The organism is Prevotella illustrans, from assembly GCF_017426725.1.
Taxonomy (GTDB): Bacteria; Bacteroidota; Bacteroidia; order Bacteroidales; family Bacteroidaceae; genus Prevotella; species Prevotella illustrans.
On the sequence record NZ_JAERMS010000004.1, the window covers coordinates 23,030 to 47,136 of the forward strand.

General features: G+C 46.1%; 19 protein-coding genes. 11 read left to right on the forward strand and 8 right to left on the reverse strand.

Translation table 11 applies throughout. The annotated features are described in order from the left end of the window. Positions 1 to 58 precede the first annotated feature (58 nt). The 7 genes from JHU38_RS02300 to JHU38_RS02330 form a co-directional block, all read right to left on the reverse strand. Positions 59 to 775 carry a cell division ATP-binding protein FtsE gene (locus JHU38_RS02300; RefSeq protein WP_107582635.1) on the reverse strand — a complete coding sequence of 239 codons (717 nt, stop codon included), beginning with the start codon at positions 773 to 775 and terminating at the stop codon, positions 59 to 61. Positions 776 to 797: 22 nt separating this feature from the next. Beyond that, a complete protein-coding gene (gene hisIE, locus JHU38_RS02305) occupies positions 798 to 1,445 on the reverse strand; it encodes a bifunctional phosphoribosyl-AMP cyclohydrolase/phosphoribosyl-ATP diphosphatase HisIE (protein ID WP_107582634.1) in 648 nt (215 codons plus the stop codon). 22 nt (positions 1,446 to 1,467) lie between these two features. Then, entirely contained in the window at positions 1,468 to 2,235 is a 768-nt protein-coding gene (gene hisF / locus JHU38_RS02310) for an imidazole glycerol phosphate synthase subunit HisF (RefSeq protein ID WP_107582633.1), read from the reverse strand. Further along, positions 2,232 to 2,948 carry a 1-(5-phosphoribosyl)-5-[(5-phosphoribosylamino)methylideneamino]imidazole-4-carboxamide isomerase gene (hisA, locus tag JHU38_RS02315; protein ID WP_107582632.1) on the reverse strand — a complete coding sequence of 239 codons (717 nt, stop codon included), beginning with the start codon at positions 2,946 to 2,948 and terminating at the stop codon, positions 2,232 to 2,234. The genes hisF and hisA overlap by 4 nt, the downstream gene beginning before the upstream one ends. Beyond that, the gene (gene hisH, locus JHU38_RS02320; RefSeq protein WP_107582631.1) at positions 2,945 to 3,535 is read right to left on the reverse strand and encodes an imidazole glycerol phosphate synthase subunit HisH; all 591 of its coding nucleotides are present in this window, start codon (positions 3,533 to 3,535) and stop codon (positions 2,945 to 2,947) included. The genes hisA and hisH overlap by 4 nt, the downstream gene beginning before the upstream one ends. Positions 3,536 to 3,812: 277 nt before the next feature. Beyond that, positions 3,813 to 4,331, reverse strand: a complete 519-nt coding sequence (locus JHU38_RS02325) for an FHA domain-containing protein (RefSeq protein ID WP_107582630.1) — start codon at positions 4,329 to 4,331, stop codon at positions 3,813 to 3,815. Positions 4,332 to 4,352: 21 nt separating this feature from the next. Beyond that, on the reverse strand, positions 4,353 to 5,447 hold the full coding sequence (locus tag JHU38_RS02330; protein WP_107583165.1) for an HU domain-containing protein: 1,095 nt from the start codon (positions 5,445 to 5,447) through the stop codon (positions 4,353 to 4,355). Positions 5,448 to 5,651: 204 nt separating this feature from the next. On the opposite strand from JHU38_RS02330, the gene JHU38_RS02335 reads away from it, so the two are divergent. From JHU38_RS02335 to JHU38_RS02385, 11 genes are all read left to right on the forward strand, one after another. Continuing rightward, a complete protein-coding gene (locus tag JHU38_RS02335; RefSeq protein ID WP_107582629.1) occupies positions 5,652 to 6,965 on the forward strand; it encodes a UDP-glucose dehydrogenase family protein in 1,314 nt (437 codons plus the stop codon). A gap of 9 nt (positions 6,966 to 6,974) precedes the next feature. Then, on the forward strand, positions 6,975 to 7,793 hold the full coding sequence (locus JHU38_RS02340; RefSeq protein ID WP_232369805.1) for a DUF4738 domain-containing protein: 819 nt from the start codon (positions 6,975 to 6,977) through the stop codon (positions 7,791 to 7,793). 365 nt (positions 7,794 to 8,158) lie between these two features. Further along, positions 8,159 to 9,226, forward strand: coding sequence for a radical SAM protein (locus tag JHU38_RS02345; protein WP_107582628.1), 1,068 nt, complete (start codon positions 8,159 to 8,161; stop codon positions 9,224 to 9,226). Between the two features lie 9 nt (positions 9,227 to 9,235). Next, complete coding sequence (locus JHU38_RS02350) at positions 9,236 to 10,300, forward strand: Gfo/Idh/MocA family protein (RefSeq protein ID WP_107582627.1); 1,065 nt, start codon at positions 9,236 to 9,238, stop codon at positions 10,298 to 10,300. A 47-nt stretch (positions 10,301 to 10,347) separates the two neighbouring features. Next, the gene (locus JHU38_RS02355; protein ID WP_107582626.1) at positions 10,348 to 10,881 is read left to right on the forward strand and encodes a hypothetical protein; all 534 of its coding nucleotides are present in this window, start codon (positions 10,348 to 10,350) and stop codon (positions 10,879 to 10,881) included. Between the two features lie 286 nt (positions 10,882 to 11,167). Next, positions 11,168 to 12,361, forward strand: a complete 1,194-nt coding sequence (locus JHU38_RS02360; protein ID WP_232369806.1) for a hypothetical protein — start codon at positions 11,168 to 11,170, stop codon at positions 12,359 to 12,361. Positions 12,362 to 12,429: 68 nt separating this feature from the next. Then, positions 12,430 to 13,776 carry a sn-glycerol-1-phosphate dehydrogenase gene (locus JHU38_RS02365; protein ID WP_107582625.1) on the forward strand — a complete coding sequence of 449 codons (1,347 nt, stop codon included), beginning with the start codon at positions 12,430 to 12,432 and terminating at the stop codon, positions 13,774 to 13,776. A 46-nt stretch (positions 13,777 to 13,822) separates the two neighbouring features. Then, a complete protein-coding gene (locus tag JHU38_RS02370; protein WP_107582624.1) occupies positions 13,823 to 17,128 on the forward strand; it encodes a SusC/RagA family TonB-linked outer membrane protein in 3,306 nt (1,101 codons plus the stop codon). A 32-nt stretch (positions 17,129 to 17,160) separates the two neighbouring features. Continuing rightward, the gene (locus JHU38_RS02375) at positions 17,161 to 18,936 is read left to right on the forward strand and encodes a RagB/SusD family nutrient uptake outer membrane protein (RefSeq protein ID WP_107582623.1); all 1,776 of its coding nucleotides are present in this window, start codon (positions 17,161 to 17,163) and stop codon (positions 18,934 to 18,936) included. 77 nt (positions 18,937 to 19,013) lie between these two features. Next, positions 19,014 to 20,261, forward strand: coding sequence for a BACON domain-containing protein (locus JHU38_RS02380; RefSeq protein WP_107582622.1), 1,248 nt, complete (start codon positions 19,014 to 19,016; stop codon positions 20,259 to 20,261). An 11-nt stretch (positions 20,262 to 20,272) separates the two neighbouring features. Continuing rightward, the gene (locus tag JHU38_RS02385; RefSeq protein WP_107582621.1) at positions 20,273 to 21,811 is read left to right on the forward strand and encodes a calcineurin-like phosphoesterase C-terminal domain-containing protein; all 1,539 of its coding nucleotides are present in this window, start codon (positions 20,273 to 20,275) and stop codon (positions 21,809 to 21,811) included. A gap of 585 nt (positions 21,812 to 22,396) precedes the next feature. Here the strand turns inward: JHU38_RS02385 and JHU38_RS02390 are convergent. Further along, positions 22,397 to 24,091, reverse strand: a complete 1,695-nt coding sequence (locus JHU38_RS02390; RefSeq protein ID WP_107582618.1) for a putative transporter — start codon at positions 24,089 to 24,091, stop codon at positions 22,397 to 22,399. Between the last annotated feature and the right edge of the window lie 16 nt (positions 24,092 to 24,107).

The following is a 24,107-nucleotide window of genomic DNA, read 5'->3' on the forward strand; positions in this document are numbered from 1 at the left end:
TTATTAATAAATTTAACCGGACTTTAATGCTTTTCGTCTTATTAATCTTCTGGAATCATTAATCTTCAGGCGAATCTTCTAAAAGATTCATCTTGTTGAACTCACCCGTTACATCGCGGATGGTTCCATCTTGGCATCTATATACAATACCCGGATATCTGTCAAGCATAGGTATATTGTGGGTAGACATAATGACCGCTGTACCTGTTGTTGTTACATTCTTCAGCAATTGAATAATACTGCTTGCTGTCTCTGGATCCAGATTGCCTGTAGGTTCGTCGGCAATGATGATTTTAGGCTTGTTTAATAGAGCCCGGGCGATGGCAATACGCTGTTGTTCTCCACCGGACAACTCATGTGGCATTTGGTCTATTTTATCACGAAGTCCCACTTCCGTGAGTACATCTTCAATACGTTGGTCTATCTCTTTCTTGTCTTTCCAGTCCGTCGCTTTTAGTACAAACTGCAAGTTCTTGCGTACAGAACGATCGTGAAGCAGTTGGAAGTCCTGAAAGATGATTCCCATTTCGCGCCGGAGCGCGGGAACTTCCTTGCGTTTCAGCCCTACCAACTTCCTTCCGAGTACTTCTGCTTCGTCAGCTTCGTCTTCCACCAAGTCAAGTTCACAATACAATGTTTTGAGCAGGCTACTTTTTCCTGAGCCAACTTTACCTATTATATATATAAATTCTCCTTCTGAAGCCTGAAAGTCCACCTCTTTTAAAATGAGGCTATCGGCTTGATAGATATTTACTTTCTTATAATTGACTAACATGATCTTTATTATTTTTTTATTATTAATCTATTTCTCTTTTACTTTTTGCCGCCCTGCGCGCTTTATCCCAAGCAGGATGATGGCGTTTCATCAGTTCCTTTGCGACCTCTTCAATCCTCAGTCCTTTGCTTGTCAGCAGGACGATGAGATGATAGAGCATATCCGAGGTTTCGTAAATTAGTTTTTCATTTGTCCCGGCCGTTGCTTCGATGATGGTTTCAAGAGCCTCTTCCCCCAGCTTTTGTGCCATTCTGTTGGTTCCTTTCTTGAAAAGACTGGTCGTATAACTCTCTTCCGGCATTTCTCTATAGCGTTGGTTGATAAAATCCTGCAATTCACTAAGGAAGAGAATCGGATTATATTCGTTGTCTTCCCCCCAGCAAGTGGCGGTTCCCTTATGACAGGTTGGTCCATCCGGCTGTACGCTGACAAGTAATGTGTCGTTATCGCAATCCACCTTGATATCTACTAAATTCAGATAATTCCCACTGGTTTCACCTTTGGTCCATAGGCACTGCCGGGTTCTACTCCAGAAGGTAACCTTTTGAGTTTCCATGGTCTTTTGATATGCGGTCTCATTCATGAAGCCAAGCATCAATACATTTTTGGTAGTGACATCTTGAATGATGGCTGGGACAAGACCGTTCATTTTCTTAAAATCTATTATCATGTACTTCTTCTATTTTGTGAGTTTAAACCGTAGGGCGCACGTTTATTCCTTCTTGTAGCAGATATTGTTTCAAGTCTGGAATCTTGATTTCGCCAAAATGAAAGACACTGGCCGCTAAGGCCGCGTCGGCCTTGCCTAAGGTAAAAACGTCTCTGAAATGTTCCATCTTCCCCGCGCCTCCACTGGCAATGATTGGAATGTCAACGATGTCGGCGAGATGCGCAAGAGCCTCATTGGCAAAGCCATGTTTCACGCCGTCATGCTCCATGCTGGTAAAGAGTATTTCTCCAGCTCCACGGTCAGCCACCTCTTTTGCCCAATCAAAGAGATTTCTTTCTGTCCGTTCACGTCCACCTTTCAAATAGCAATGCCAGCCGTCAATGTCCGGCCGTGCGTCAATTGCGCATACACAGACTTGTGAGCCATAATAATGTGTAATTTCGTCAATCAGCATGGGATGGAGAAGAGCGGCGCTATTGATACTTATTTTGTCCGCGCCGGCATTTAGTAGTCGGTCTACATCGCTCAGTTCGTTGATTCCTCCACCAACAGTAAATGGAATATTGATGGTTGAGGCTACACGAGATACCATTTCCGTAAAAGTCTTTCGTCCTTCGACGCTCGCCGTGATATCCAGAAAAACCAGTTCGTCGGCACCTGCATTGCTATAGAGTTGTCCTAACCCCACAGGATCTCCGGCACTTCGCAGGTTTACGAAATGAGTCCCCTTGACTGTCTCGCCGTTTTTGACATCAAGACAAGGAATAATTCGTTTTGCAATACCTTTCATAAACCTAATCGTTGAATATCGATTTTTCCCTCATAAAAAGCTTTTCCGAAGACTGCCGCGGGTATACCTGCTTGTTCCAGTTCTTCCAGATCTTCGTTGTCTGCTATCCCCCCACTTGCAATCAAGTGCAGGTTGGGATAGACTTTCATGATTTGCCGGTAGAGAGTTATAGTCGGTCCCTGTAGAGTTCCATCCTTACTGATATCGGTACAGAGCACATTGCGTACGCCTTTGTTTACAAATTGGTTCAGAAAGGCAAACAGTTCCATCTCAGAATTGTCTTGCCAACCATTGATTGATATTTTCCCATCTCTGACATCTGCTCCAAGTATCAGTCTGTCGGCACCATATTTTTTTATCCACTCAAAGGTCAATTCAGGATTCATGACAGCAATACTGCTCACGGTAACCATTGTGGCACCGGCGTCAAAGGCCTTTTCTATATCCCTATGGGTTTGAATGCCACCTCCGAAGTCCACCTGCAAATGTGTCGTTTGGACAATCTGCTTCAATATAGAGTCATTAACGATGTGTCGTGACCTTGCTCCATCCAGATCTACAACGTGCAAACGCTTAAAGCCCAATGCCTCAAATTGTTTTGCCATTGCCACAGGATCGGCATGATAGACTTTTTTCCGATTGTAATCACCTTTGGTTAGTCTAACACATTGACCGTTGATCAGATCTATTGCAGGGATAAGTTCCATTTTCATAGACTAAGGAAATTTTGGAGAATCTGCTCACCTGTTTTCCCACTTTTCTCCGGATGAAACTGACAAGTATAATAATTATCCTTGTGCAGGCAGGCAGAATAAGGGACAATATAGTCGGCCTCAGCTATGGTTGACGCACATAGAGGTACATAGTAGCTATGTACAAAATAAGTATAGACGTGCTCCGGGACGTGCTTGAACAGTACGTTATCATTCGTACGGATTTCCTGCCAGCCCACAGCCGGTACTTTATCTTCGTGCCGCTTAGGGTGAAAGCGTTTGACATCGACATCAAAAATCCCCAGGCAATCAGTGTCTCCTTCTTCTGAATGTCGGCATAATAGCTGCTGACCTACACAAATTCCCAACACGGGTTGTCGCAACTCCCGTATTACCTGATCTAAATGGTGCTTCCGGAGGTAGGCCATCGCTTCTCCGGCGTTACCTTGTCCCGGAAAAATAACTTTGTCTGCCTGCGCTAATAAGTCTGGGTTATCTGTCAGCAACGGTTCTATCTCCAGCCGCCGTAGTGCGTTTACAACCGAGTAGATATTTCCTGCGTTATATTTTACGATGGCAATTTCCATTTAACTGAAGATAATAATCTTATTCTTAATTCATAATCTGCGATAGACTTTTAATTTCAGAAATAAAGCTTTGCTTGTCAGGACAATGCAGACATAATATCGCTGTCGGTTTCATAATCTAAACGTAAAAGACGATCTTCCAAAATCATTGATCAAAAGCGCAGTTCATAGCTTGCAAAGATAGTCGTTTTATTTCAGATTAAAGAATTATTAATTCTTTTTGTGATAGGTCAAAGAAATGATAGGGGAGAGATGAAAGAGCTTTAGCCCGGCGAATCTAAACAGCTCGCAGGATAATGCTCGTAGCCCCGATTGTAAACAATGTGCCGTCGGTGATTACCCGACGCTCTTTATTGCCCAGAATTTCATTATCGACAAAAGTGCCCGTATAGCTTGGACCGTCGCGTAGAATATATTGCAACTTGCCAAACTTATCGTAACCCACGTTGATGAAACAATGAGTCATATCAATACTGGGGTCGTTGGTTTCGATAGGGCAGTTGATTTTCTGGCCTTTCATATATCTGCCAATACCATTGTCGCCTAACTTTAGGGGGATCACTTGCTTGTAGTGGAAGATATTTTCGATGACGACAATTGAACCGTAGCCTTCTTTGTTGTCCATTTCGTCCGGATTCTCTTCTTTTTGTATGTTTCTCAATTTGGAAACTCCCAGCCTGATACCAAACTGCTTCCCGCAATCCGGACATTGAAAAACCAACGATTGCCCTTCTTGGTATTTTGTTTCGTCGAAGGTGATGTAATTATCGCATTTGGGGCAACGAACTCGTTTCATGATGATTGATAAAATGTGATTTTATGATTGACGAATGCGTGTGACCCAGCAGTCTTTAAAATATTTTAATCCATGTAGCTTGTTGACCATTCGATATGCGTCACGCTCTGTTGTGTAATGACCGAAAACAACCTTTACATTCTTTTTGGTAATGATAACCTGTGCTTCCTCATATCCGTTTTTATGTAATAGTTCTGTAAAGGCTTTCGCGTTGGTTTTGCTTACTTTACTGGCTAATACTAAAGTATAATATGAAGAAGGTTGAGCTTCTTTTGTCTCGGTTATCTGTTTGTCAGGCCCTGCTGTTTGAAAGTTTTTATTGGTTTGAGGCGCAGCGAGTTTTAATGGCGAAGGAGCCATACTCACATTCTTGGGCAGTAGCCGATATAACAGGTTTGTATCAATACTACCGCTGCTTACCACCGACTGCTTATTGTTGTCAAGTGGGCTGGATATCAGAATCATAACAACCGCGGCCAAACATGCTACGGCAATATTGCGGATCGCACTATATATAAAATGTGTTCTGGTATTCGACTCCTGCGTTTTATCATTTTCCTCCTGCAATGAGGTTGTGGTAGCCGCAAATGGTAAAACAGGTCTTGAAGTCTGTTCTGTATCCGGTTTCTCGGCTGCTTTGCTTTCATGACCTCTTATTTCTGTTATTTTTAATTCATTTTCGACAGTAGCAAGTGCTGCCCGAGTTTTGAATTCATAAGAAGAAAGACCGTAAAGTTCCGGCGTGAGCAGTCCTGATTCGCATGGCGTGAACTCGTAGTTACCATCGTTGTTCAACGTAATCGTGCCGATATCAGAAAAAGTATATTCGCCCTTCGAATTAAGAATAGTCTTTAGTTTATCCACTTCTGCCTCTATTTTTTTTAAGGCTTCAGGATAACTGATGTCGTAGCATTCCACATAGGATTGTACGAGAAGAGAATCATTGATACGGAGTTGTGGATTGAAACCGATTGTACGAATTGGCGGCAGAAACATATTGTCTCTGTCGTCATATCTGGCCGGCACGTAATGGGTCGTAAATCCTCCGAATCCTGGAATGATTACGCATTCGTTGTCAAGCAGTAATATCTCTATGTGTTTATCAATTTCAATCACGATTGCAAAATTAAGGCTTTTCTTTATATAATGCAAGCGTTTCAAAAAAAAATGCGGCGATAGAACTTTTTTTATATTGATAATTTTGTAAAGTCATTTGAATGGATTACATTTGTATAACATATAGTAAGTGGAAAGTGTATAAAACAAGGACAATTAGCCTTTTTTCGGTAATTGTTTTATTAAAAATAACAAACAACTAACATGAATATTGCAATTGTTGGTACGGGGTATGTAGGGCTGGTAAGCGGTGCTTGCTTTGCTGAAACGGGAGCTAATGTAACTTGTGTAGACCTTGATGAGCAGAAGATTTTGCGATTGCAAAATGGTGACATTCCCATCTATGAGCCCGGCCTTGACGAGTTGGTCTTAAAGAATTACAAAGCCGGGCGTCTGAAATTTACAACATCATTAGCTGATATCATAGCGGATCAAGAGATTATTTTCTCAGCGGTTGGCACACCACCGGATGAAGACGGCTCGGCCGATTTGAAATATGTATTGCAGGTGGCTGAAACGATAGGGCAAAACCTGAATAAATATGTGGTGGTAGTTACAAAAAGTACTGTTCCTGTTGGAACGGCCGAAAAGGTGAAAGCCACGATTCAGGCCGAGCTCGATAAACGTGGGGTCAACGTAGCGTTTGATGTGGCCAGCAATCCTGAATTTCTGAAAGAAGGAAACGCCATCAAAGATTTCATGAGTCCTGACCGTGTGGTTGTTGGTGTTGAGAGCGAAGAGGCCAAACGGTTGTTGACAAAATTGTATAAGCCTTTCCTTATTAATAACTTCCGTGTCATTTTTATGGATATACCCAGTGCCGAAATGACTAAATACGCAGCTAATTCCATGCTTGCCACGCGCATTTCCTTTATGAACGACATTGCCAATCTGTGTGAACGGGTTGGGGCCGACGTGAATATGGTTCGTCAGGGTATCGGCAGTGATACACGTATCGGCCGGAAATTTCTCTATGCAGGTTGCGGCTATGGAGGCAGTTGCTTTCCAAAAGACGTGAAGGCACTGATCAAGACGGCTGATGACAAGGGATATTCTATGGAGGTGTTGAAAGCTGTGGAGCGTGTGAATGAAAATCAGAAGCGAGTACTTTTTGACAAATTACAGCGTTATATCCCGCAATTGGATGGTAAGACAATAGCTCTTTGGGGGCTTTCTTTTAAACCCGAAACCGACGATATGCGTGAATCTACGGCCCTTGTTATGATTGATAGTTTGCTTAAAGCCGGCTGCCACGTCAGAGCTTACGATCCCGTTGCCATGGAGGAGTGTAAGAGAAGAATAGGCGATCGCATTGTTTATTGCCGTGATATGTACGAGGCTACACTTGGAGCAGACGCGCTTTTGCTTCTGACAGAGTGGAAAGAGTTCAGATTGCCCAGTTGGGATGTGGTTGCAAAGACGATGAAAAACCGCCTGATTATTGATGGACGTAATATTTATGACCGACAGGAATTGGCAGAAGCGGGTTTTGACTACCATTGTATCGGCTTGAAATAATGTATGTCCATGAGAAGGTTTAATGATTTGATGAAGACAGGCCTTGTGTTCATACTGTCTGTATCTTCATTAATAGTGGTCTCTTGTGGAGAACAAAAGGCAAGGACAACCGGTGATGTAGAAGAGAATCTGAAAGCCAAAACGATGTTACAAGGTATATGGATGAATGAAGACGATGAGAGTTTGACTTTCAGAGCCAAGGGCGATACGATTTATTATCCTGATTCAATGTCGATTCCTGAGTATTTCAAGATTATCGGAGATACATTGATGATGGGTAGCCCAAATGATTTGACCACCTATGCTATCGTAAAACAGACACCCCATCTGTTTGAGTTCAAGAATCAAGGTGGTGACATTATCCGCCTTGTAAAGACTGAAGACCCATCTTTTCTTGCTCAGTTTGAACAAGTGAAGAAATCGGTGTTGAATCAGAAAAAGCTGATCAAGAAAGATTCGGTTATACTTTACGGTTCAGACCATTACCATTATTATGTGCAGGTGAACCCTACTTCTTATAAAGTAGTGAAAGATGCGTATAACAGTGATGGAGTAGAAGTAGGCAATGTTTATTTCGATAATATTATTCACCTGAGCCTTTTCCGAGGCGCGACCCAGGTTTTTTCAAAAGATTTTTATAAAAAGGATTTTGCCTCACTTGTTCCATCGCAAGTTCTTCGACAAAGTGTATTGAGTGATTTGCAGTATCAACGTGCCGACGCTTCGGGCTTTCATTTCATGGCTTATGTGGTGGTTCCCGATAGTCCGACAAGCTATCTCATAGAAATTACCATCAATTTGTCAGGTCGTATGCAGATGAAAGTTTAAGTAGTTTTCTTTTCTATTTCGGAAATGCAAAAGCATTGTATTTCCAATATGTATTGATTTGATTTTTCAAAGCAGCCCTTTTACGCGCTAAAAGGGCAGCTTTGAGCGTGTAAAAGCATAGCTTTTGCACGGTAAAAGCTATGCTTTTGCGGCGCGACTGATCACTGAAAGTCGAAGTAGAAGCAAACTGCTTGATAATGAGAGCGATACGAAGAACTCCGTCATTATACTTAAACGGCAGTTGTCGTCCGCTTTGCGGCTCATGGGTATGCGAAGATGGAAAATAAGGATAAAATCGTAAATTCCGTGCAGTCTTTTTATCGGTTTTCGCTCTTTTCTATAAAAGACAAAGCCAAAAAGAAAGAATGTATAGTATTTATGACTATATCCGTCATGGAATAGTATTTGTCAACAATATGATACGCAAACAGCATAAGGAACTCACCTCTCTGATGATATATTCCACGACAAGCTGCCAGTCTCGTTGCAAGCACTGTTCTATATGGAAGAAACCGATCGAAAATTTAAGTTTGGATGATATAATCAATATAATGAACAGCAAATGCGTGACAAAGCGCACGATGGTAGGCTTGGAAGGAGGAGAATTCATTCTGCATCCCGAAGCCGATAAGATTCTGGGATGGTTTGACACGCATCATCCTAACTACACATTGCTGTCTAATTGCCTTGCGGCGAACAAGATCATATCATCCGTGAAAAACCATCATCCCAAGCATCTGTATATTTCGCTTGACGGCAATAAGGAAACTTATCGCTATATGCGTGGACGGGATGGGTATGACAAAGTTATTGAAGTGGTAGAGGCATGCAAGGACCTGGTGCCTGTCTCTCTGATGTTCTGCCTTTCCCCCTGGAATTCGTTTGAAGATATGAAGCATGTTATAGGCATTGCCAGGAAATATGGTATCGACGTGCGCATCGGTATTTACAGTACGATGTCATTTTTCGACACAACAAAAGATCTGATGGAAGCCGATGATATGGATTTCATCAGCCGGATACCATCTTCCATACACCTGACGGACGAAAACTTTGACTTTGTCGCGCTGTATGACGAGTGGAAGAATAGCAGATTGAAACTTCGGTGTCATAGCATTTTTAGTGAGTTGGTCGTCCACTCCAATGGCGATGTTCCCTTGTGTCAAAACTTAAATGTAATTTTGGGGAATATACATGAGAACACGCTTGATGAGATATTCAACTCGCAAAAGACCTCTAAAATTCAATGCCGGCATTCCAAGGAATGTAATCAGTGTTGGATTAACTACCATCGGAAGTATGATATTATCCTGTTGAGAAACTTAGAAAGAATATTGCCCAAACGAATGATTGAGTTGTTTTATGGGAAATATCAATGGACAAACAACAGGTATGTCACTTATAAAAAGCATTTCAAGAAAATAACCGCATAGGCAGAAAGTATGGGATATTTAGAAAACATCATCGGCAGATATAAAAGTATGCGTAGTATGAGTGAGTTGAGCCATATCTACACCCGGCAATACGCGCTTGTAGGTTTGGGCAATCATTGCGTCAGCAATCTGTTGCCCGTCATGCAGTACCTTCAGCTACCGCTGAAATATGTTTGTTGTACTTTTGAGAAAAAGGCGAGGTTGATTTCTCAAAAGTATAAAGGAGTCAAGGGCACCACTTCTTTGCAAGATATTCTGAATGATGATACGGTTTCAGGCGTCTTTGTGGCTGCCGATCCACATTCACATTTTCAAATAGCGAGTGAGGTCATCAAAGCAGGCAAATCCTTATTCATAGAGAAACCACCTTGCAGGGATGAAGAAGAGTTGAAATCACTGGTAGATACCGTTAAACTGTATGGTTCAAAACATATCATGGTTGGATTGCAAAGGCGCTTTGCCCCTGCTACCCAAATTCTGCGAAAACGGTTGAAAAGTGATGGCAAGCGGCATTACCATTATCGTTATCTGACAGGATTGTATCCGGAAGGTGATGCTTTGCTTGATTTGTTTATCCATCCGCTCGACTATGCTACGTTTCTCTTTGGCAAAGCAAAGGTAAAGATGGTAGATATAATAAGTAGTAAAGATGGCGGACAGACTTTATTTCTTATGTTGGACCACCAAGATGTAACAGGTATGCTGGAACTTTCAACAGACTATTCTTGGCAAGACGCGCAGGAGCAGTTAAGTATTAGTACGGACAAAGGGTTGTATATATTAGACAGAATGGAGAAACTTGATTTTTCTCTCAGACGCTCTTCGATATTTGGGGTTCCATTGGAAAAAGTCTTTCGAAACAATGCCGCTGTTGTCAATCTGTACGGAAGAAACGGCTTTGTTCCAACTATGGGCAATAATCAACTCGTCTCGCAGGGATTCTTCTCTGAGATTAAGACATTTGCCGACATGGTTGAAAACAGATACGAGGATGATAACGCCTTTGGTTTGGAAAGTGTCAAGCACGTTTATTCGCTAATGGCTGAAATAAAGGAATATACAAGTAATAAATAACCGACAATTACATTTATATAATAGATAATAACATATTACATATAATTATGAAAAAGATATTTTATAGTCTGATATGTCTCATAGGATTGTCAGCATGTTCTTCAGAGCATATTACCCTCGACGCATTAAAAGTATATGATGTCGCAAACTCGGAATGTAAATTAACTTTGTCCGAAACCGACACTCGCAGTGCTGTCTTCGCTTCCAATTACGTGGAGTCGGCAACATTCAACATCGAACTCGGGAAAGACGGCTCTGCCCAATGTTTGATTGAAGATGTAAAGGATAATTGTATTATTAGAGAAAGGAGGGTGAATGTAGTCAACCAAGCCAATCAAATCACGATCATCGTGTATCACAAAGTAGACTTCGAGGAACGGGCAGACTGTATCTGCGACTACGATGTCAAATTTAAAATGAGCAATCTGCTGCCGGGCAATTATCATCTGAAGGTGTATTATGCGGGTTCTTCCATGAAGTGCGAAGAAGAATTCCTTGCATACGACGGGCAGGTAAACCTTGCTGTAGGCAAAAAGACAAAAGTAACTTTCAAGCCGGGACTCGTTTTGCCCGAAGAATAGCGGCAAATTCAAAAATATTCTATTTAATAACGGCACTTGGAAAGATTATATCTTGACCAAGTGCCGTTATTTTATTTTGCCCTCTGTTGCAATGTATTTCCATTAAAAGTGCGACGGCTAAACTCTCTTGACACCGGACTTTGTTAAAAAAGAATAACGGAGCAAAATAAATTTGCTTTTTTCATGATGAATATATAATTTTGTTTCGCAATGAAAGAATAATCTTTTTATCTATTTGCTTTACGAAAATGTAATTTGCTTCATTTGTTAATAATGCCATTCGTATATGAAACCTAAATTTTATGTAAATAAAACAAAGGGGCTGTTTTATCATAGCTCTTTGACCAAGGGCGTGTTCATATTGTTATGGGTATTCGCCATTCCCACAATGGCCGGCCCTAAAGCTGACTCTCTGCCGGACAGCATCCCCGTCGAGGCGCAAGGAAACTTTCATATTCAGGGAGTCGCCATGGATAAGGAACGCCGTTATTTTTATCTCTCTTACACCACTCAGCTCGTGAAATTAGACCTGAAAGGTCGTGTTGTCGGATCTGTCAGCGGCCTGTTAGGCCACTTAGGGTGTATAGCCTATAATCCACAGGACGGTAAAGTTTATGGTTCTCTGGAATACAAGAACGACGAGATAGGCCGCGACATCAGTGACAAAAGTGCGGGACACCGAGAATCTGCTACTCAGTTTTATGTCGCGGTCTTTGACGTAGATAAAATAACGCGTACCGGTATGGATGGATTACGCGACGGTGTCATGCGTACCGTATGTCTTCCTACCGTAAAAAAGCTGTATGAGGGCACCGCAACCGTTAATGGGACTACTCACAAGCATGTGTATGGTTGCAGTGGAATCGACGGTATCTCCTTCGGTCCCCGGTTTGGTAAAAAGGGTGGTAAGCCGTTTCTCACCGTGGCGCTGGGTGTCTATGGCGATATACAGCGCACCGATAATGACTATCAGGTGCTATTACAATATCCTTGGCCTTCTGTTATGCGCCATGCTCGTCCACTCGACCTGAACCGCATGCACACGGAGGGGCCCGCAAAACCGGCCGCCACTTATTTTGCCTATACGGGTAACACTAATTACGGAGTGCAGAATTTAGAATATGACCCCGAATCCGACCAGTGGTTCATGGCGGTGTATAAAGGAACGAAACAACAATTTCCCAACTATCAGCTCTTTGCTATCGATAATACCGTGAAACCCAGCCGTAAATACCTTACAGGACATGGCGGGGAGCGTGGTCTGGTCGTACAACTCAGCAAGACAGGCTTGTACGATGCCGCTTCGGGAGTGTATGGATGGCGATTCCGCTATGGGAGCATGGGTATGCAGGCCATGGGTGACGGCTATTTTTATTTTCTCCATCCTGATAGAAACAGTAAGGGCGGGCATGGTGGCTGGCTTGAACTTTACCGCTACAGGCCGGAGACGCTCAAGCCCTTTGTCAGAGTAAAGCCTTAACATATTTTTCAGAGAAGAAAAAACTACAGACCAATCATCAATATAAAACCTTAAATAAAGACAAAATCATGAGCAAGAGCTTAGATTTAGCCCTCGAAAAGGCTACCCAAACCTATGCCCTCGTCCTCAGGCAGGGTGCTATTAAAGAGACCGCACGCGTCTTCCGGGATTTTTTCCCGGGCAAAAGAGCAGTCGTAATAGCTGACAAGACCACTTATGATGTCGCGGGTAACGCGGTTGACACGATGCTACGCGATGAAGGAATTCCGACGGATGTTCCTGTTATTCTTGATTATCCCGACATGCACGCAGAGTGGAAATACATTGAAATTCTCGATGGTGTCCTTGCTGGAACCGATGCTATTCCAATAGCCGTTGGCTCCGGCACTGTCAATGATCTTACGAAGCTGTCGTCTTATCACAACAACCGTCGTTACATGGTTGTTGCCACGGCAGCCTCGATGGATGGCTATATTGCTTTTGGAGCTTCTATCACGAAGGATGGATGCAAGACCACCTTTCCGTGTACGGCCCCCATTGCCATCATTGCCGACATTGATATTATTTCTCGAGCACCGGCCGACATGACTGCCAGTGGATATGCAGACCTTTTTGCCAAAATTCCGGCAGGGGCCGATTGGCTTCTTGCCGACGCGATAGGGGTGGAGCCTATAGACCCCGTAGCGTTCTCCATTGCGCAGGATGGACTGCACGACGCGCTATCCAATCCTCAAGGTGCTCGCGAAGGCTGTCCTGAAGACATCGCCAAGCTGATGGAAGGGCTTCTGCTCGGCGGTTTTGCCATGCAGGCCTATCCTAAATCGAGCCGCCCTGCCAGCGGAGCCGACCACCAGTTCTCACATCTGCTCAATATGCAGCATTATGTGATGGCTGATGGTAAGGCGCCCTCGCACGGCTTTCAGGTGGCGTTGGGTACTCTTGCTTCACTTTTTTTCTACCGTGAGCTGCTCAAAACCGATGTCGAAGGTATAGACGTGGAGGCATGTGTAAAGGCATGGCCCGGGCTTGAAGAACAGGAACAGGAAGCCGTCCGGATGTTTCAATCTACCGACTTCCCCATGCTCGGGGCTACGGAGGTGAAGGCAAAGTATGTTGACCATGATAGTCTACGACGTGAATTGACCACGTTTAAGGAAAAATGGCCGGAAACCCGGCGGAGACTGGAATGTCAGCTCATTCCTGTAGAGGAGGCGATACGCAGGTTGCGTCTCGTTGGTGCCCCGACACAGCCGGAAGACATTGGACTCAACCGTCGACGCATGCGTGACAGCGTTATCCTTGCCCAGAAAATACGTCGTCGTTACACCATCCTCGACCAGGGCCTCCGCATGTGTCTGCTTGACAAATGGACCGACGCTCTTTTCGGCAAGGGAGGAATATGGGAAATAAAATAAGTCCGCCGTTTAAAAATCCGATTACTTTAATCTAACTGAATAAGCAATGAAAAAGTACAAAAATGTAGGAAGAAACACAAGACGCTTCCGATTCATAGCTCTTTTGGCATTACTGATTAATGCGATGACCATCCAAGCACAGTCCCTCGTCAAAGGTACTGTAACGGATACCAATGGCAATCCGCTCATTGGTGTTACCGTGCAAAACACTTCTACGAAACAAGGCGCCGTCACTGATGTGGACGGTAACTTTTCGGTTCAGGCCCAAAAGGGCGATCTGTTGAAAGTGTCATACGTGGGGTATTTGGCACAGAGCCTCCGTGCTTCAGGAGGGCATATGGCCATTATGCTGAAAGAAAGTGTCAGCTCGCTCGACGAACTCGTCGTGGTGGGTTATGGCGTACAAAAGAAACGAGACATTGTAGGCGCAATAGATAAAGTGTCCGGCGATGTTGTGGAGAACCGTGCCAATACCAACATAACACGGTCACTACAAGGACAAATTCCAGGGCTTACCATTACACAGGCGGACGGACGTTCCACCCGTGGCGGTAATATCCATATTCGTGGCAACGTGAACTCCATCGGAGCCGGTGGTTCCGCGCTCGTACTCATCGACGGGGTGGAAGGAAGCCTTTCGCAGGTTAACCCCGACGACGTGGAGAGCGTTTCCGTGCTGAAAGACGCGTCGTCGGCAGCTGTCTACGGTGCACGCGGAGCTTTCGGTGTCATTCTTGTCACTACCAAAAGTGCGAAAGCCGGAAAAACCGTCGTGAAATATTCCGGTCAGGTATCGCTGGTACGCCGCACCGTAAAATATGATGTCGTCACTAACGGGCTACAATGGACTAACGATTTCTATGAGGCTTACATGGGATATCGGGGAACCGAGCCCAGCACTATCAATAATGTGTTCAATGCCCATAATAGAAGTTGGAGCGAATGGTATTCGGAATTGCAGCGGCGCAATGCCAATCCGTTGCTTGAAAAACAGCGTACCAATGACAACGGTTATTACGAATACTATGGTAATACCGACTGGTTTGGCGCCCTTTATCGCAACAATAACTTCGCCACCCAGCACAATGTATCCATCAGTGGCGGTTCTGATCGCGCCACTTTTTACGTCAGTGGCAGATATAACGGCAATAACGGTATCTACAAGGTTGGCAATGAGCATTTCAACCGCTATAATATCCGTGCGAAAGGCATGCTGAAAATCAATCGCTGGCTTCGTTTGGAGAATAATACCGACGTATTTTTGCAGGATTACCATGAGCCTATCGTCATGTACGCTTACGACCGCAACAACCTGGATACCCGAATCCCCATCCAGCGGCAGATAGAGACACAGGGGTTCCCCGTTGCCACGCTCCGCAACACCGATGGTACTTGGACGCAGGCTGCTGTATATACAGGTTATGCGGGATTTGCGGAAGGAACCTCGTGGCGCCGGAACAAATGGTCTAACGTCGCCAATACGACAACGCTCTATGCCGACATCGTCAAAGACGTGCTCCAAGGTAAAGCGGACTTCACCTACAAGCGTAATCATCAGCGCCGGGAGCAAGTAGGCAATGTTTACGATGCCATGATATCACCCACGGAAAAATGGTCATGGTATAACTATAGCCATCTTGAACATCGCTACTACGACACGGAATACATGGCCGGTAGCGCCACCCTTACCTATACTCCGAAACTTCTCGGTGGACATAATCTCAAGGCCATGGGTGGCTGGAATCTCGAACAGGAGATGTATCGCTCTACGCGTGTTATGCGCCAGGGGTTGCTGGAGCCGGACATGCCTAACTTCAATTTCGCGGATGGCGATACCTATTATATTAATGACAATGGCTCCTATGATTGGGCATTTGTAGGCTTATTCTATCGTTTGAACTATAATTGGAAAGGACGTTATTTGTTTGAAACAAGCGGACGTTATGACGGCAGTTCTAAGTTCCCGACTAACCAGCAGTGGGGCTTCTTTCCTTCAGCCTCCTTGGGATGGCGCATCAGCGAAGAGCCTTGGATGGAATCGCTGCGCAAGCGTTTCCTCGACAACCTCAAGTTGCGTGTCTCGGTAGGAGAGGCCGGTAACGGACTTGTATCTCCCTATCAGTATCTTTCCACTATGAGTATCAGCCGCGGTACCAGCGTTATCAACGGGAAACTTGCCAACTATACACAGGCGCCCGCACCGGTGCCGAGTGGACTTACTTGGGAAAAGGTCATCACCTATAACTTGGGTGTCGACATTGACATGTTCAAGAACCGGTTCACCTTTTCATTTGATATCTACCGCAAGAATACGAAGGACATGTATGTCGTCGGCGATGAGCTTCCCGCGGTATACGGTAACAGTGCTCCCAAAGGCAATAACGCGGATATGCGCACCGACGGATGGGAAATCAGCCTCGGATGGAGAGACCGTGTAATGGTGGCCGGTAGCCCTCTCAACTATCATGTCAAAGCCGCCCTGTGGAATGCCAATAGCAAAATTACGAAATATACCGCTACCACGAATACCATCACCTCATATTATAAAGGTAAGGAAGTGGGTGAAATATGGGGTTTCGACTGCCTTGGATTCTTCCAGAGCAAAGAGGACGTGCAGAACTCCCCGGACCAGAGCTGGCTCCACAATTATAACCGTTCAGGTCAGGTATGGGAAGCAGGTGACTTGAAGTTCAGAGATATTAATGATGATAAGAAGATAGATATAGGCAATAACACGTTGGAAAATCATGGTGACTTTATCAAAATAGGCAACACTACGCCTCGCTATTGCTATAGTTTCAGCTACGGTGCCGACTGGAAAGGTGTTGGAATATCTATGTTCTGGCAGGGAGTGGGCAAACGCGACTGGTACCCAAACAGCGAGGCAGGCCTCTTCTGGGGTAATTACGCGCGCGTCTATGGATATGACCTGCCTTGGCAGAACGCGGCCAACCGTGCTGGAGTCGACGAAAACGGAAATATAACCAATCCTACGGCTTATTGGCCCCGTCTGCGCGGCTATATCGCGGAAGACGGCAAAGGTACTCTTGCCCGCAGAAATAACCGTTATCTGCAGAATGCGGCTTACCTGCGCTTAAAGACCGTCAGCTTGTCTTACACCTTCCAGCGCAGCCTCGTCTCAAGGATAGGCCTCACCAATCTCATGGTCTATGTTTCGGGTGAAAACCTCCTTACCATCACACCGTTGCATAAGTGGGCCAAGAATTTCGATCCTGAAGTAATCAGTTCAGGCGATGCCTCCGGGTGGAACGGACAGACAGGCGTAGCCGGCGACGGTTACAGCTATCCTATGCTCAAGAGTCTGTCTTTGGGACTCAACATCACTTTCTAATCAAAATAACTACACATAGAAATAATAACTATATGAAAAAGATATATATATGCCTGGCACTCGTCGCGTTGTCTTGCAGCTCTTGTGACGACTACTTAGACAAGAAGCCTATCTCCAGGATGGATTCGGAGCGGTTCTTCGCCAACGAAGAACAACTCCAGCTCTATGCCAACGGGCTATACCTCAATATGACCCCTGGCGCTGAGGGACTGACCACAGGCGGATCCACATGCGACTATCTGGCCCGCAACACCACCGACGCTCTTCTTCAAAAGAATTTCACCGCAAGCCAGATGTCCGGCTGGACGATAGGCGCCTGGAAAGACCTCTTCCGTGTCAACTACTTCTTGGAGCATATGGGTAAGGCAGAATGCCCTGTTGAAGTGATTAATCACTACCGTGGCATTGCACGATTCTGGCGTGCGCTTTTCTACTTTGAAAAAGTGAAGACTTATGGCGACGTGCCTTGGTACAACCATACGATAGATGCCAAGGATACGACGGCTCTCTACAAGCTCCGTGACGACCGAGAGGTTGTTATGGACAGTGTGCTCCGGGACATCAACTACGCCTGTGATCATATCACGAATCGCAGCGAGACCACCGTTACACCGTGGATGGCTCTTGCCATGAAGTCGCGTATATGCCTCTTTGAGGGTACTTACCGCAAATATCATGCAGTCAACCCCTCCACCGGTCAGCCCTGGAAGGAGCAGAACGCGTTCCAAAGATACCTTAGGGAATGTATCGACGCTTCCGAGAAAATCATAGATTCGGGACAATTTAAACTCTATAATACGGGTAAACCTGAAACCGATTACCGACACGTTTTCCAACAGGAAACGCCCGTCAGGCAAGAGGTGATTTGGGCAAAGGAATATAGCGCCGACCTCAGCTCGCTCCATAACCTGACGCAGATATTCGTGTCTTCCGGGAATCTGTCGAACCGCTGGTCGCCTACACAGGAGTTTGTCAACACTTATCTTAATCGTGATGGCAGCCGGTTTACCGACTCACCTGATTATTCCACCAAGACTTTTGTGGAAAACTGCGCCAACCGTGATTGCCGGCTGGCTCAAGTGATGATGGCTCCGGGTTATACAAAGGCCAATAACAACGGAGTGCAGATAGCAGCCGCCCCTAATTGGAGTGTCACGATGACCGGATATCAAGTTATCAAGTACAATATGGACGGCACGTATTATGAAGTGACCAACCATTGCAGCAACGCGGTTCCCGTGATTCGCTACGCGGAAATTTTGCTCAACGAGGCGGAAGCTAAAGCCGAACTGGGGCAAATGACCGAAAAGGTTTGGAATCAGACCATACGTCCTCTCCGTGAGCGTGCCGGCGTCAATGGTAGCGTGCCTGCCGCCGCCGACCCTTACCTCATAAGCTATTATAACGAAATGGTGAACGACAAATGGATTCTGGAAATCCGTCGTGAGCGTGCTATTGAACTCTTCTTTGAAGCCGCCGGGCTACGTTACGACGATCTCATGCGATGGAAAGAAGGAGAGATGCTCACCAAGAGCTTAGGGTCCATCTATATCGGAGAGAAAAACCGAGCAGTAGATACCGACGGCGATGGCACTCCCGACCTTATGGTCGTAGACAAGGCTCCGGGCAAGAAAGACAAGAACGTCACGTACATAGATTTGAGCAAGACTCGTTTCTATACCTTTAAGGATGGTCGCCTCTATGTCGCCAACGACAATGTCTGGGAGAATAAGAAATACGTGCATCCCATCCCGACGGCGGCACGGGTCAAGAACCCTAATCTCAAGCAGAACTACGGATGGGAATGAGGCCTTGATTCATTCGAGTCCGATGCGTAAAAGGACTAAAGAAAACTTTTTGACAAACCATTTAGCAAACAATCAGTATGAAAAAATACAGCATATTCAAATATGTAGTGTGTACAATGGCACTCATAGCTGTTCTGGGGGCGTGCAGTGACAACAGCGAGTCGATTCTTTTGGGAAGTGACGACCGGTTGTACTTCTCAAGCGCGGAAGATGGGCGGACTTTCACTGTATGCGCTTCGGGCGCATGGCAGATTACGACGGAGGTCCAGTGGCTTTCGTTCAGCAAGAGCAATGGCGAAGGCGACGGCCGGACGCGTGAACGGATTATCGTCTCAGCGGCCCACAACACAGGCGCGGCGCGGCAAGCCTCCTTTCAGTTGTCTGCCGCCGGAAAGACACTTGTCGTGAACTGTGAGCAAGAAGAGGGACATCCCTTCAAGCTGGGTACGGCCAGCCTTTCCTCTTCCCTGCAGGTGGGGCAGTCTGCCACAGGCGTATCCGTCAATATTCCTTACGAGTACGGTTATAAGGGCATGAAGCTCGGGCTTCACGTCAGTCTTGGCGGGGAAGCTGCCGAAGGACTGACCGTGGAAGACGAAACCATAACACTTGAGGCCGCCACCGGGACATTCTCCATTCCCATCGGCGGCACGCCTGCCAGATCAGGAAAACTCACGGTCACCATCAGCACGGATCAGGCGGACGTTGCGCCCGTCAGTTTAAATACGACGGTGAACGACCGAATTATACTTGAACAGCATTTCGACCTTTGCGTCTATGGCGGAGACTTCGTTGGGGGACACCCCGGAACGATGCCGACATGGATTAAAGACGGCAACGGCAAGAACATTCCTCCCGAGCCACTTGGCAACTTGCAGTCACGCACAGCCAACCAGGACGGTTCCAACGACCTCTTTGCCACAATGGCCCATTCTTATCTTATCTCCAAGGGACTCGAAGATTGGGAAGGCTCCAAGGTATATGAGCGTCCCGGGTATATCAAGCTTGGTACGGCAAGCGCTGTAGGAAAGATCGTGACCCCGGCCTTTGGCGCGCTCGGCAAGGACAAGAGCAACGTAGAAGTGGCTTTAAGAGTGGCCGAATGGGTAGATGAGGAGGGCGGAAGCCTCGTCATCAGCTTCGAAGGATCGGGAACACCTTCTATCGCCACATACACTTACAAGCACGTAAAGGCCAAGGCCGGCAGTGAATGGGAGGACGTACGGTTCACCATCCGCGACGCCTCTGCCGATACGCGTATTATCTTCACGACCAAGGGCAATAAACGTTTTGCCATCGACGATATCGTAGTTTCTGTAAAATAATCAAACGCATTATGAAGAATAAAATTAAGAATATCTTTTTGCTGTCACTGCTGGTAATGATAACTTTTCCGGTTGCTTCGTGCGGTTCGCCCGGTGACACGCCATCTCCCGCTCCGCCTGACAACGGAGGCAATTCAGGAACCTTCAAGCCCAATGCCGGCAACGACCTCTACGGACAGATTATCGACGATCGGGGAGCGGGAGTCGCAGATGTAGTCGTGAGCGATGGCTTTCAGAGTGTCGTTACCAATGACAAAGGATGGTATCAGATGAAACGCCGAAGTGGCGCGCTGTATGTGAGCTACTCCATACCCAAGGGGTATAAGGCCAGTTCTACGGCTTTCTATAAATCACTGACGGGCAACGAGAAGCAATATGATTTCAAGCTGACCCGGCTGAGCGGTGACGAGAACCATTTCAACTTGCTCGTCATGGCCGATCCGCAGGTAAAAAGCAACAGCGACGTGGAGCGTTTTCGCACGGAGACGATGCCCGACGTTAAGCAGACCGTTGACGGCAGCAAACTCCCCATCTACGGACTCTGTCTTGGCGATATCGTCGATGAAGGGCATCCGGAACTTACCAACTCCATGCGAGTGCTTTTGCAGTCCACCTCCATGCCTTTCTTCGTGACCATAGGCAACCACGACAAAGAATCGGGCAAGAGCGGGAACGACGTTACCAAAACCTTCCGTGAAAATTTCGGTCCGCTCAATTACTCGTTTAATCGGGGCAACGTGCACTTCATCTGCTTAGATAACATTCTCTATAACACCTCCAAGGACTATAAAGGCGGAATTACCGATGAAGTGCTGGCATGGATGAAAAGCGACCTGCAATATGTGTCAAAAGACAAGATGATCGTGGTCTACTATCATATTCCATGGCGGCAGACCAACAACAAGAATCGTACGCAGATGATGCAACTTCTCGAAGGCTATGCCAACCTGCTCATGTTGTCGGGACATACGCATTACCAAGAAAACTTCCACGGAACGAAGCCTTACAACTTCGCCGAGCGCATTCACGGTGCGGCATGTGGCGCATGGTGGCATTCGAATATCTGCGGGGAAGGAACGCCCAACGGTTATCAGGTGTATGAGATTGACGGAAACAAAATCGTCAACAACTACTATAAGAGTACCAGGTTCGACAAAAGTTTCCAAATCAGGTTGCACCACGGAGACGGCACATGGGGCGGCGACCATGGCACGTATGGTTACGAATTGAAAAGAGACTATATCGTTGCCAACGTTTGGAACTACGACACGAATTGGAAAATACAGGTGTATGAAGACGGCTTCTACAGTGGTGACATGACGTTGTCGTATGCCGATTACTTCAAAACCGACGCTTGGGCACAAGCTTATCATATCGGAGTGGTCGGACGTAATCCCGCCACCTACAGCCAGACGTCCACCCATGACTTCGTCTACAAGCTCAAGAATCCGGAGGCCAAGGTGCGCGTGGTTGCCATTGACAACTATGGCAACCAATATGAACAAACCGTATTTACCGACGATTTGGAGTCGGCACACATTTATAAATGATACAAACGAGGCATAACTTTCCACCATTTAGTCTTATAATTAGCTTTATAAGTTGGCGCAAGGTTATGCCTCAAAAAGATTCCCGTCGAAGCCCTTGTCGAAATATCGTCTTACATCTCCGACACTCCGAAAGCAGCCGTCGTTTGCCGAGCTTCGGCGTTTAACATCTGTTTTGCTTTGGCGTTTGCTGAAGCTCGGCATTTAACACCTGTTTTGCTTTGGCGTTTGCCGAAGTCCGGCATTTAACACCTGTTTTGTTTTGGCGTTTGCCGAAGTCCGGCATTTAACACCTGTTTTTGTTTTGGCGTTTGCCGAAGTCCGGAATTTAACATCTGTTTTGCTTTGGCGTTTGCTGAAGCTCGGCATTTAACATCTGTTTTGCTTTGGCGCTTGCCGAAGCTCGGCAAGGCTGCCGCCGTTTGCCGTGGCGTTTATCCGGGTTGGCAATAATCACAAATGTGTTGTGAAGAAATCCATTAAAGAAAAATGCGTAATTGAAATATGTCAGGAATACGCTGCCTTGATGGCTGCTTTCCTTCCGGCTTTCAATTACGCATGATGATGAAAGGGGGAATGCCCGCTTGGTCAGGCTCCGCAGAAGAACAGGACCATGATCTGTGCCGTGAAAATTCTGAGGAACATACTCAATGGATAGACCGTGCTATAGCCTACGGCCGGCGCCTCTTTAGAGCAGATGCTGTTGGCATAGGCGAGTGCGGGTGGGTCGGTGTAGGTTCCGGAAATCATACCCATGATGGTGAAATAGTTGAACTTGAACTTCATTCGGGCAATCGGACCGATAATTAAAATGGGAATGATGGTTATTAAAAAGCCTGTATATACGTATTTTAAACCGTCGCCCGCTATCACGGTGTCCCAGAAACCGGCTCCGGCCTTGATTCCGACGGAGGCGAGGAAGAGGGCCAGTCCGAATTCGCGCAGCATCATATTGGCTGACGTGGTGGTATAGGTGACGAGTTTGACGCGGTAGCCAAAGCGCCCGATGAGGATGGCGATAATCAGCGGACCACCGGCAATACCTAACTTCAAGGGTACCGGCATGCCCGGCATTGAGAGTGGAATGCTACCGAAGAGGATTCCGACCAAGATACCGATAAAGATTGTCGCGATGTTGGGAGCGTCTAAGCGCTTTATGGAGTTGCCCATCATTTCGGCCACACGATTCACGTTGTCTTCAGGGCCGACGACCATAATGCGGTCGCCTACATGGAAATGGTGGTCACGGCTGGCAAAAAGATCCATGCCCTGACGGGTGATTCTGGTTACGTTGACACCATAGACACTGTTGAAGTGCATTTTACCCAGTGTCTTTCCATTCATGGATGGACGTGTTACTACGATGCGTTTTGAAATCATCGGCTGCTTTTCCGCTTCAACATTCCAAGGAGTATCGAGCGCGGGGCCGATGAATGCCTGGATTGCTTCGGAGTCGGCTTCGGCACAAACAATGAAAAGTTCGTCATCGAGCGCAAACACGGTATCACGCGTGGGGATGGTCACTTGACCGTCGTGAAGCAAGCGTGAACAGACCATGTCGCGATTTAAGAATTCGGAAATTTCACCCAACGTACGGCCGGCAATATAAGCGTTGGTTACTTTCAGGTGCATCTGATGGGGCTTGGCATGGGGATTTTCCGCTTCTTGTTCCTCGAGCGCTTTTTCCTCATCTTCGAGTCTCACTCGGCATATATATCTGACAGCTATGGTTGCACCAATGATTCCTAGCACACCCAAAGGATAGGCACAGGCATATCCTGACGCGATTTGCGGAACATCACCTTTGCCGAAAATACTCGTCAAAGCCTCATTAGCCGCACCGAGACCGGGCGTATTGGTAACGGCACCATACAAGGTTCCTATCATCATAGGCAGATTTTTGATGTCGCTGGTGTCAAAAAGAATATAGTAACAACCGAACATTACCAGAATGTTGAGTATGATCATTGCTGAAGCAAGGCCGTTGAGCGCCACGCCACCTTTGCGGAAGCTCTCGAAAAAGCCGGGGCCGACTTGGAGGCCGATGCAAAAAACAAAAAGTATTAAGCCAAAGTCTTGTACGAAAGTAAGAATGTTCGTCGGTGCCGTAAAGCCAATGTGTCCGGCGACGATTCCCGCAAATAAAACGAAAGTAACTCCCAAAGAAATACCGCCGATCTTTACTTTTCCAAGTAAGACACCGACGGCGATAACGAAAGAGTAGAGTAACGCAATGTGGGCTACAGAGTCTTGGGTTGTAAAAAGATTTATTAACCAATCCATTTCACTTTGTCAGTTT